Origin of the sequence: Streptomyces sp. NPDC001532 (assembly GCF_040298625.1) — a bacterium.
Classification (GTDB): domain Bacteria; phylum Actinomycetota; class Actinomycetes; order Streptomycetales; family Streptomycetaceae; genus Streptomyces.
The window spans coordinates 125,459-135,012 of the sequence record NZ_JBEPAL010000022.1; the positions used below are offsets into that span (position 1 = coordinate 125,459).

A 9,554-nucleotide genomic window follows, 5' to 3' on the forward strand; every position below is an offset into this window, starting at 1 on the left:
GGATGTCACCGTCCCTTCTTCTTCCGAGGGCTCTTCCGCGGGTTCTTCGGGGTGTTGCGCGCCGTGCTCGTGGAGGGCTCCTCGTGTTCCGGGGCGGGCAGGGAGCCGTCGGTGTCGCGGCGGCCGAGGAGCGGCAGCCGGCGGGCCAGTCTGCGGGCGCCGCCGAGCCGGACCTCGGCCCACTCGGCGTAGCGCCCGGCGAGTTCGGCGTCGTAGGGCCGCGTCGCGCGCTCCAGCCGGGTCAGGTCCGGGACCCGCCAGTACCGGGCGGGATGGACCCGGATCGCGGACACCGCGTCCCGGTGCGCCTGGGAGAGCCCGGCCCGGGTGTCCAGCGTGGCGGCCGCGACGACATGGCCGAGCAGGGTGTCGCCGATCCGCTCGCCGCCCAGCACCTGCCGGTGCACCTCCGACAGATAGCGGTCCAGGGTGGAGTGGCCCAACTCCGGGAGCCGGTCGCGGAGACGGCCGCTGTCGGCGGGCAGGGCCAGCAGGGCCGGCACCAGGCGATGCCGTCTGAGTGCCTGCGGTGCCGCCCACAGGCCGATGCCCGAGATCGCGAACGCGGCGACGAGTTCGGTGGCCTCGCGCGCCTCGCGCAGCGCGGTGTCCAGGTCGAGCGTGGTCCGCACCCGTTCCCGGGCGGCGGCGGGCAGCCAGCCCGACCGGCCCTGCCGGGACAGCACCCGGCACAGGTGCAGGCACTCCGACAACGCGGTGTCGTCGTCGATGCGCTGGTTCACCGCGCGGTCGAACCACTCGCCGACCGCCTCGTCGACCGGCCCGGTCGCGGGCAGCCGTTCGGCGATCCGGGTGGCCTCGCGGTGGGTCCAGGTCCGCGACGGCTGCCGCCACAGGCCGCGCAGCAGGTTCTCGTCGGGTGAGGGCCGGTTGCGGATCTCCAGGATCTTGAACATCAGGTCCACCGTGTTCGAGGGCTCTCGCTCGGCCCGCGCCCGCAGATGATGCTCCAGGAGCACCGGGTGGTCGCGCAGATCACGCTCGTGCAGCAGCACCGCGGGGAACTGCGCGAGCAGCTGCTCCTGCCCGTCCCGCCCTTCCAGCGCCTCCCGCACCGCCGTCACCAGCGCCTGCCGCATCCGCGGCAGCGCGGCGACGAGTTCGGCCGTCTCGCGGCGCAGGCCGGGCCCCGGCGCGGACGCCCCGAGCAGGGCGCGGGCCAGCGCCAGGGTCTCGCGGTCCAGGATCTCCGGTGCCGGGGTGAGGCGCGCGCCGAGCGCCCACAGCATCAGCCGGGTCCGCTGCCGGGCGGTGGCCGCCTCCTCCCGCAGCAGCCGCTCCCACAGGGCGGTGGCCCGCTCCCGCACCGCCGGGTCCGACAGCGGTACGGGCTCGGCCGCGTCCTCGGCGCCGGTCATGTGGGCGCGCATCCGCGAGGCGTGCAGCTTGCCCTCGATCTCCTGGTGCACGCCGAGGTCGCCGCCGGCCTTCGCCGCCGCGCTCAGCGCGGCCAGTTGGCGGTCGTCGAGGTCCCGGTGCTTGCGGTGCAGGTCCGCGGCGACCGCCGCGCGGCGCGGCCCGAGGTGGTCGGCGCCCGCCAGCCAGTCGATCACCGCGCGCACATCGGGCTCCCGCAGCGCGATACCGCCCGAGGCCGCCGCCGCGGCGACCGGCGCGTGCCAGTCGGCGGGCGTCTCCTCCCCGCCGCGCGCGTAGTCCGCCGTCCAGGACCAGACGGGCCGCACCGAGCCCGTGCCGATCCTGGTGAGCAGCGGCATCAGCTCGGGTACGGCGACCTCCGGGAAGACGCCCCGGGCGAAGTCGAAGACGGTGTAAGCCGCCTCGTCGTCCGGTCCGAAGTCGAGCTGCGTCTCGGGCACCGTGCCGATCAGGTGCAGCCGGCTGCGGGCGGGCCGCAGGACGTAGGTGGCGAAGGACAGACGGCGGGCGAGCGGCGGCGGCAGCAGATAGGACACCGCGGCGAACCAGTGCGCGATCCGGTCGGTCGTCCGGTCGATCACCACCACCGAACCGTGCTCGGTGAGCGCGGCGAACACGGCGGCCAGCAACTGCGGCAGCCGGGCCGTGTGCGGATGCTCACGCAGGAAGGCGCTCACCGCGCGCACCCCGAGCGGGCCGCGCGGCGGCGGCGCTTCGAGCACCGGGATCTCCGTGCTCGGGGCGACCGTGCGGCGCCACACCGGGGAGTCCCACAACTCGATGCCGAGCAGCCCGCCGCCCGCCGCCGGGAAGTCCTCGCTGTGCAGGGCGTGTGCGAAGTAGTTGCCGAAGCGGCGGGCCGCGTCCCGGCCCACGTACCGCACGCACAGCGCGGTGGCGCGGCGGCCCTGCCCGTCGTACGGCTGGTAGCAGAGGTTGACGGGGCAGCGCTCCAGCAGCTCCGGGGTGTCCGACTCCACCATGGAGCGCGGCGGCTCGTACCCGGCGAGCGCCTCCACCGTCTGCCGGGTCTCGACGCTGACGCCCGCGCTGACGGCGTTGAACTGGAACCCGGCGAACCCGGTGAGCCCGTGCTCGCAGGAGGTGTAGTACAGCTGCTGGAAATGCGTCATCCGCGGCCCGCCTTCGGCACCGAGCCGAACTCGCTGAGCAGCCACAGCAGCGGATCGGCGACCCGGTAGGGCTGGATGCCGGTGGCGGCGACCCGGGCGTCGGGCGTGGGGTTGCGGCCCAGTGCGGAGACACCGAAGTACCGGTAGCGGGAGTAGTGGTTGTCCAGCAGGTGGTCGATCGGCACGCCGTCCCAGTCCTTCAGCAGCCGGCGCACCTCCTCGTGGACGCTGAGGCTGTCGCCGACGTCGAACCGGCCGCGCGGGGTGGCGTGCGCCCGCAGCGGGCTGCCGCTCTCCAGCAGGTGCCAGAAGGCGTCCATCTTCGAGAAGACCACCGCGATCGGTGTGTCGATCTTCTGCGCGGCACGGCCGCTGCGCGGGGCGAGCAGCAGACTGGTCACCCGGGACAGGATGTTGATCGGCGCGTCCAGTCCCTCGGTGCCGGGCAGCGGGGTGCCCGGCAGGGCGTTGTCCCGGGCGCCGGGCATCTGGAGCGGGTCGAGCAGCAGGACGATGCCGTCGGCGCCGGTGAGGTAGCGGGTGTTCAGCTCCACGCCCTCACGGGAGTTGAAGTCCTCGCCGGCGGTGTCGAAGAACGACAGCACGGTGTGCTGCGGGCGTTCGCCGAGGAGGCCGCGGCGGCGCAGCCCGAAGCCGAAGACCAGCGGGTCCACCCGGTTGAGGTTGGTGGAGGCGGTCTGGGTGCCCGGGAACATCCGGTTGTCGCCGTAGAGGTGGTTCTCGTAGTCGCTGCTGTAGCGGCGCATCGTCGCGTCGTCCAGGCCCATCAGATGGGCGCCGAACGCCTCGCCCACCCGGTGGCGCATCTCGTGCAGCAGCACCGTCATGTACACGGTCTTGCCGGACGCCCGGGCGCCGACCATGGCGATCAGCCGGCTGTCCGCCCGGCCGAACTGGGTCGGCAGGGCCGAGTGGCACACCGGGCAGATCCGGTACGTCGTCTCGCCGTCGCAGTCCGGGCAGACGGCCGTCGGCCTGCGGCCGTCCGCGGCGAAGTCCGGGCCCAGGTCATGGCTGCGGCGCGGACCCATCCGGTCGTCGAGGACCTGGTCGCGGCGGGTCTCGCACTTCTTCCCGGTGGGGCTCAGGCGGCTGTGGCAGCGGAAGCGGATCTCGCGCGGGGCGAAACTCTCGTAGCAGTAGGGGCAGGTGAGACGTCGGGCCATCACGTCACTCGCAGTCTGTGCAGCGCCGTCGGGCGGATCTCGATACCGGAGTCGGTGCCCGCGTTCGCGTCCGCGGGGAAGCAGACCAGCCACGACGGGCCCCGGGTGGCCGGGAGCGGGAACTCCACGGTGAGCGGGGTCCCGGCGGGCAGGCGCTGGGCGGCCACCTCGTGCAGGACGGTGCCCTCGGCCGTGCTGGTGGGGCGGAACCGGCCGAGGCTGTGGACGACACGGAGGCGGGGCAGTTCGCAGCCGGTCTCCGAGGTGAAGGTGACCGTGGCCACCCGGCCGCGCAGCCGGCGCCGTACGGTCGGCTCGTACTCCACCACGGGCGGCTCGGCCCGCACCAGCAGCGACGACGCGCCCTCGCAGTCCGCGCCGAGGTCCGGGACCAGGGCCTCCACCGTGAGAGTGACCGCGCCCCGGCCCACGGCCAGGTCGAAGCCGCCGTCGTGCTCGTAGACCCGGCGCCGGCACACCACGTCCCCGTCCCTCGGCCCGCCGCCCGCCGAGGCGTCCTCCCGGCGCCAGCGGACCCGGGCACTGAGCGCGCTGTCGGGCCAGGCCCACAGGACCAGCAGATGATCGTCGCGCCGGACCGCCTGCAACTCCCCCACCGGCACGGCGAACAGTGCCGGCGGCTCGACGGAGGGTGACACGCCGTCGTCGGGGGCGGGGCCAGGGCCCGGGCCCTGGCCGGGGGCCTGGCGGGGGGCCTGGCCGGGGGCCTGGCGGGGGTGCGGGACGGTGGGGCGGGGGGTGGGACCGTCGTCGTGGGTGGCGGCGCCGGGGGTGGTGTGGGAGGCGGGGCCGTGGTTCGTGGCCGAGGCGGCGCGCGGTGTGGAGTACGACTGTTGTCGGGCCGGGTCGGGTTGCGGCGGCACGGTGCCGTCGTGGTGGTGCGGGTGGTGGGGGCCGGTGTCGGGTCCGGGGTGCGGCTCGGCGCCGGGCCCGGCGGGGTGTCCGGGGTGCTGCCCGGTGCCGGGTCCGGCCGGGTGTCCAGGGTGCGGCCCGGTATCGGGTCCGGCCGGGTGTCCCGGGTGCTGCCCGGTGCCGGGTCCGGTGTGCGGCCCGGCGTCAGGCCCGGTCCGGGATGCGCCCCGTGCCCCGGCATCCGCCCCCGCGAAGTCGCCGCCGTACGCGCGTGCGTCGGCGCCGGCCGGATTCTCGTCGTACGCCCCGGCAGCGGTCCCGCCGGGGTCGCCGCCGCGCGCTCCCGTGCCGGCGCCCGCGGGGCCGGCGCCACGGGACCCTGTGTCGGCCCCCGCCGGGTACGCCTCGCCCTGCCGGACCGCCGGTTCCGGGTCCTGCGGTGGTGGGCGCCAGGTGCGGGGGTCGGGGTCGGCCGGCTCCGCGGCGGGAGCGGGTTCCGCGCGGAAGTGTCCGAAGTCCGCGCGTGCCGAGGCGGAGGCGGGTCCGGTGACGATGCGCAGGACGCCGAAGTCCCGCAGGGCCAGCAGGCCGCTGACGACGGCGAGCTCGGGCGTGGCGCAGCGCACGGTCAGGTCACGCGCGGCCGGCAGGGCCTCGATCTCGGCCCGGCGGCCCGGTGTGGCGCAGAGCCCGCCGGCCAGCAGGACGGTGTCCACCGCCGTCTCCGCGTCGGCCAGTTGCCCGGCCACGGCCGCGAGGGCGCGTTCCCGCAGGGGTGCCACGGCGCGTTCGAAGGCGGCCCGTTCCAGGGTGACCGGGTGGCGCTCGCCCGCCGGGTCGGTCAGGTGCTCGGTGACGCGGTCCGCTGTGCCGAGTGCGCGCCGCAGGGTCTGCGCCGCGCGGCGCGGGTCCACCCCGTCCGGCAGCCGTCCGGCGAGCTCTACGGCGAGCGCGGCGTCCCAGTCGTCGCCGCCGAGCCGGAGACTGCGGGTGTCGACGAGCCGCACGGTGAGGTCGGGGCTGACGGCGAGGACGGTCAGGTCCAGCGTCGTCGCTCCCTGGTCGCAGACGAGGACCGCGTGGTCCACGCCCTCGGCGACCGCCCCGTAGTGCAGGGCCACCGCCACCGGGTCGGGCAGGACGCGTTCGACGTCGAGTCCGGCGCTCTCCGCGGCGCGCCGCAGTTCGTCCTCGCCGCCCGCGGAGGCGGATATGCCGAGGACGGCTCGCCGGTCCGCCTCCGGCCCAGGTCCCGGCCCAGGCCGCAGCCCCGCTCCCGGCTCCTGCTCCGCGGCGGTGTCGAGCAGTCGGCGCAGTGCCCGGAACGGGTCCAGGGCGCCGTCCGCCGGGTCGAGTTCGGTGGTGGTGACGGCCGGACGGCCGTCGGGGCCGACGCGGCCGATCCGGCCGAACCGGTGCCCCAGGTCGATGGCGATCATCCGCGCCCGCTCCTCTCCCCCGCGAACGGGTCGTCGCTGCCGTCGGCCGTCACGCGGACCGTGCCGTCGTCGCCGACGCCGACCCGGACGCGGCTGCCGGCCGCCGGCCGGTGCTCCAGCAGATGGCGGACGACCGCCGACCGCACCCGCTCCAGCTCGTTGCGGATCTGCCGTCCGCCGTAGGCCTGGTGCTCGGGGTCGGACATCCGGTCGGTGATCCACGGGTGCAGGGTGCCGGTGTCGTGGATGAGTTCGACTCCGTGGCGGTCGCGGACCGACTCGGCGAGCTGGGCGAGGAGCCGGTCGGCGATCCCGACCACGTGCCGGCGGCGCAGCATGTCGAAGACGACCACGCCCGGCTTGAGCCGTCCGTAGATCTCGGGCCTGCCGATCTGCCGGAACTTCTCCTCCACCGCCCGGGTGAAGTGCTCCTCCAGTTCGGCGTAGGTCAGTTCGTCGTCGCTCTTCTCCAGCAGGCCCTGGAGCGCGTCGGCGCCGGTGTTGGAGGTGAAGATGATCAGGCACTGGGAGAAGTACGCCGTCTGTCCGCGTCCGTCGGTCAGCCGGCCGTCCTCCAGGACCTGGAGGAACTTGTCCAGCACCTTGGGGTGGGCCTTCTCGATCTCGTCGAAGAGCAGCACGCTGAACGGCCGTTCCTGCACCCGCCGGGTCAGCTCGCCGCCCTGCTCGTGGCCGATGAAGCCCGGTGGCGCGCCGGCCAGCCGCTCGGCGGCGTGCTCCTGCTGGTACTCGCTCATGTCGAAGCGGGCGTAGGCGCTCTGGTCGCCGAACATCAGCTCGGCTACGGACTTGGCGAGTTCGGTCTTGCCGACGCCGGTGGGCCCGACGAAGAAGAACGCGCCGCGCGGCCGGGCGGTGCCGGAGTTGCCGAAGTCGACGCCGACGAAGGCGGACTGGAGGGCGGCGGCGACGGCGGCGACGGCCTTGGACTGGCCGATCACGCGGGCTTCGAGCGCGTCGTCGGCGCGGGCGACGGTGTCCCGGTCGAGCTGGCTCCACGGGTCGACGCTCACATTGAGCCGGTGCGCCTCCAGCAGCTTGTCCGGCTTCTGGAGGGGCGCGTTGCGCAGCCGGGAGGTCCTGGCCAGGGACTCGATGTCCCAGCCCGCCATGCCGTCGGTGGCGCCCACGAGGCGTTCGAAGTCGGCGCGGCCGGCGTCCGGGGCCCCGTTGAAGTGGTCGCGCAGCCAGGTCAGCCACAGGCGCCGCTCGCTGGGGTCGGGAGGGGAGATGTGCAGGGCGGCGATCCGCGGGTCCTCCTGGTGGAACCAGCCGGGCAGCCGCCCCACGTCACCGACCGCGCACAGCACGGCGTTGCGGGCGTACGGGGGGTCGCCGACGGCGGCGCGCGGGGTGACGGCGGCGGTCATGGCGGCCCGCAGCCGGAGGTAGCCGAGCTGTGACTCGGGGCGGCCCGCGGGCAGATGGTGGTCGACGTCCTCGAAGACGAAGGCGGTGGCCGCGTCCGGCGAGGCGACGAGGCGCTGCACGGTGGCGACGACGTCGTCGAAGGTGCGGGGCCGCCCCGAGGTGCGCGGCGCGAGCAGACGGTCCCGCCCGCGCTGCCGCTCCTCGCCGCGCCGGGTGGGGCCGGGCTCGTCGCCGTCGCCCGCCGTCCGGCCCGACTGTCCGGCCCCGGCCTCGCCGGGTCGTCCCTCGAGCCCTGGGGCGGCCGGTGTCCCGTCCCGGGTGGTCTCCCGGGTCGGCTCCTCGGTCGTCGGCCGTGCGGTGCGCAGGCGGTCGAAGCGTTCCCCGTGACTCGGGTTCGGGAAGGTCAGCCCGTCGACGGGGTCCCACCAGCCGACGACCTCCGCGCCGCGCAGCTCCAGCATGCCGGTGACCACGCCGCGGAAGGAGGTGGGCCGGTCCTCCAGCCACCAGTGGTCCCTGATCTGCCCGTTGAGGATCACCTGGCGTCCGCGTTGCAGCTCCCAGCCGAGGGACACCGCCCACATGGGCATCATGCTCTCCGCGGTGACCGGCTGCCCCGCGCCGGCGCCGGCGCCCGCCGTGGGCCGTACGCCGTCGGCGCCGTCCTCGCGCTTGGCCCACCCGCCCGTGCTCACTGGCTCCACCGCCATTCCTCCGCTTCCGGCAGCGGCTTCGCCCGCCGGTCCGGCGGCTTGCCGTCCCAGGTGAGTTCGCCGGGCACGAATCCGTCGCGTTCGACGATCGCCTCGTGCACCCGCTCCAGCAGTTCCTCGGTGCTGTCGCAGACCGCTCCCTCGGGCTCGGGGCGCAGCGTCACATCGGGTTCGCCGTCGACGTGGTAGACGAGGACGGGGGTGCCGCCGTCGTCCGTGGCGATCGTGGTCTCGTACGTCGCGCCGCTGGGTCGCTCGAAGCTCAGCACCAGCCGCTCGCCCAGTTCCTCGCCGCCGGTGAAGGCGAAGCCCTCGCCGAGCATGGCGTCCTGGAGGGCCTGGGCGAGGTCCATGCGCCGGGTGTGGGCGAGTTGCAGTTCGTCGAGGCGGTGTTCGGCCTCGGGGAGCAGTCCCTCCAGGGCGGTGACCGCCGTGAGGGCGTCGGCCGCCGCGCCGGCCGCGAGCGGGCCGGTGACGGCGTGCAGGGCGGCCTCGATCCGCTCGGCGAGTTCGGGCTCGGCGAGCGCACGGGCGTCCCGCGCGGCCTCCTCGGCGGACCGTTGGACGACGCCGAGGCGGTCCGCCGCTTCGGCGAGGGCCGCGGCGTGGCGCTCGCGTTCCGCCTCCTCCTCGGCGGCCCGGGCCGCGGCTTCGGCGGCGGCTCGGGCGGCGGCCTCGGCAGCGGCCTCGGCGGCGGCCTCGGCGGCCTGTTCCTCCGCCTGCCGCCTGCTCTCCTCGGCCTGCTGCCGGGCCTCCTCCGCCCGCCGCTGCCGTTGCCGCTCCTCGTCGGCGTGCCGGGCGGCGGTCGCGGCGTGCCGGGTGAGCGCGTGCTCCACCGTGCCGAGCAGCGCCTCGAAGCGGGTCTCGGCGCCGGGTCCGGCCACGCCGCGCAGTTCGTCGAGCAGGTCGGCGCAGCGCCGCCGCCCGTCCGGGTCCTGGGCTGCGGCGTCCGGTCCGATCCCGGCGAGCCGTGCCTCCAGCGCGGCGAGCACGGCACCGTGGTCGGCGCCGCGCCCGGTGGCCGCGCCGCGGTGTCCGGCCAGGACGACCTGGCCGCGCAGTTCCTCGATCTCCCCGCCGAGCGGTTCGGCGCGGTCGATCCGGCCCTGCACCTCGGCCAACCGCCGCTCCAGGGCGTCCAGTTCGGTGGTGGCGGCGCCGCCCTGGTCGGCGGCCCGCGTCCCGGCCAGCAGGTCGCGGACCTCGGCCAGGCGGCGGGCGTCGGCACGGGCCTGCTCCTGCCGTACCCGGGCGGTGTCTGCCCGCTGTTCGGCGGCCCGCCGGTTCGCCAGTTCGGCCTTGCTGCGCTCGGCCTCCGCCTTGGCCCGCTCGCGGCGCGCCGCCGCTTCCGCCCTCGCCCGCTCGCGGCGCGCCGCCGCCTCGGCCCTGGCCCGCTCCCGGCGCGCCGCCGCCTCC

The 9,554-nt window shown here is 75.8% G+C and carries 5 protein-coding genes; all 5 read right to left on the reverse strand.

What is annotated here, in order from left to right; translation table 11 throughout:
• Positions 1-5: 5 nt before the first annotated feature.
• Positions 6-2,534 (reverse strand): GTPase-associated protein 1-related protein, encoded by a 2,529-nt coding sequence (locus ABT232_RS21305; RefSeq protein ID WP_351842141.1) that lies wholly within the window; start codon positions 2,532-2,534, stop codon positions 6-8.
• Positions 2,531-3,721: a hypothetical protein gene (locus ABT232_RS21310; protein WP_351842143.1), complete on the reverse strand. Its 1,191-nt coding sequence runs from the start codon at positions 3,719-3,721 to the stop codon at positions 2,531-2,533. The genes ABT232_RS21305 and ABT232_RS21310 overlap by 4 nt, the downstream gene beginning before the upstream one ends.
• Positions 3,721-6,033 carry an Hsp70 family protein gene (locus tag ABT232_RS21315; RefSeq protein ID WP_351842145.1) on the reverse strand — a complete coding sequence of 771 codons (2,313 nt, stop codon included), beginning with the start codon at positions 6,031-6,033 and terminating at the stop codon, positions 3,721-3,723. The genes ABT232_RS21310 and ABT232_RS21315 overlap by 1 nt, the downstream gene beginning before the upstream one ends.
• Positions 6,030-8,129, reverse strand: a complete 2,100-nt coding sequence (locus tag ABT232_RS21320) for an AAA family ATPase (protein WP_351842147.1) — start codon at positions 8,127-8,129, stop codon at positions 6,030-6,032. The genes ABT232_RS21315 and ABT232_RS21320 overlap by 4 nt, the downstream gene beginning before the upstream one ends.
• Positions 8,117-9,554: coiled-coil domain-containing protein (locus tag ABT232_RS21325; protein WP_351842149.1), on the reverse strand; the 1,438-nt coding region annotated here is incomplete at its 5' end. The genes ABT232_RS21320 and ABT232_RS21325, both read right to left, overlap by 13 nt.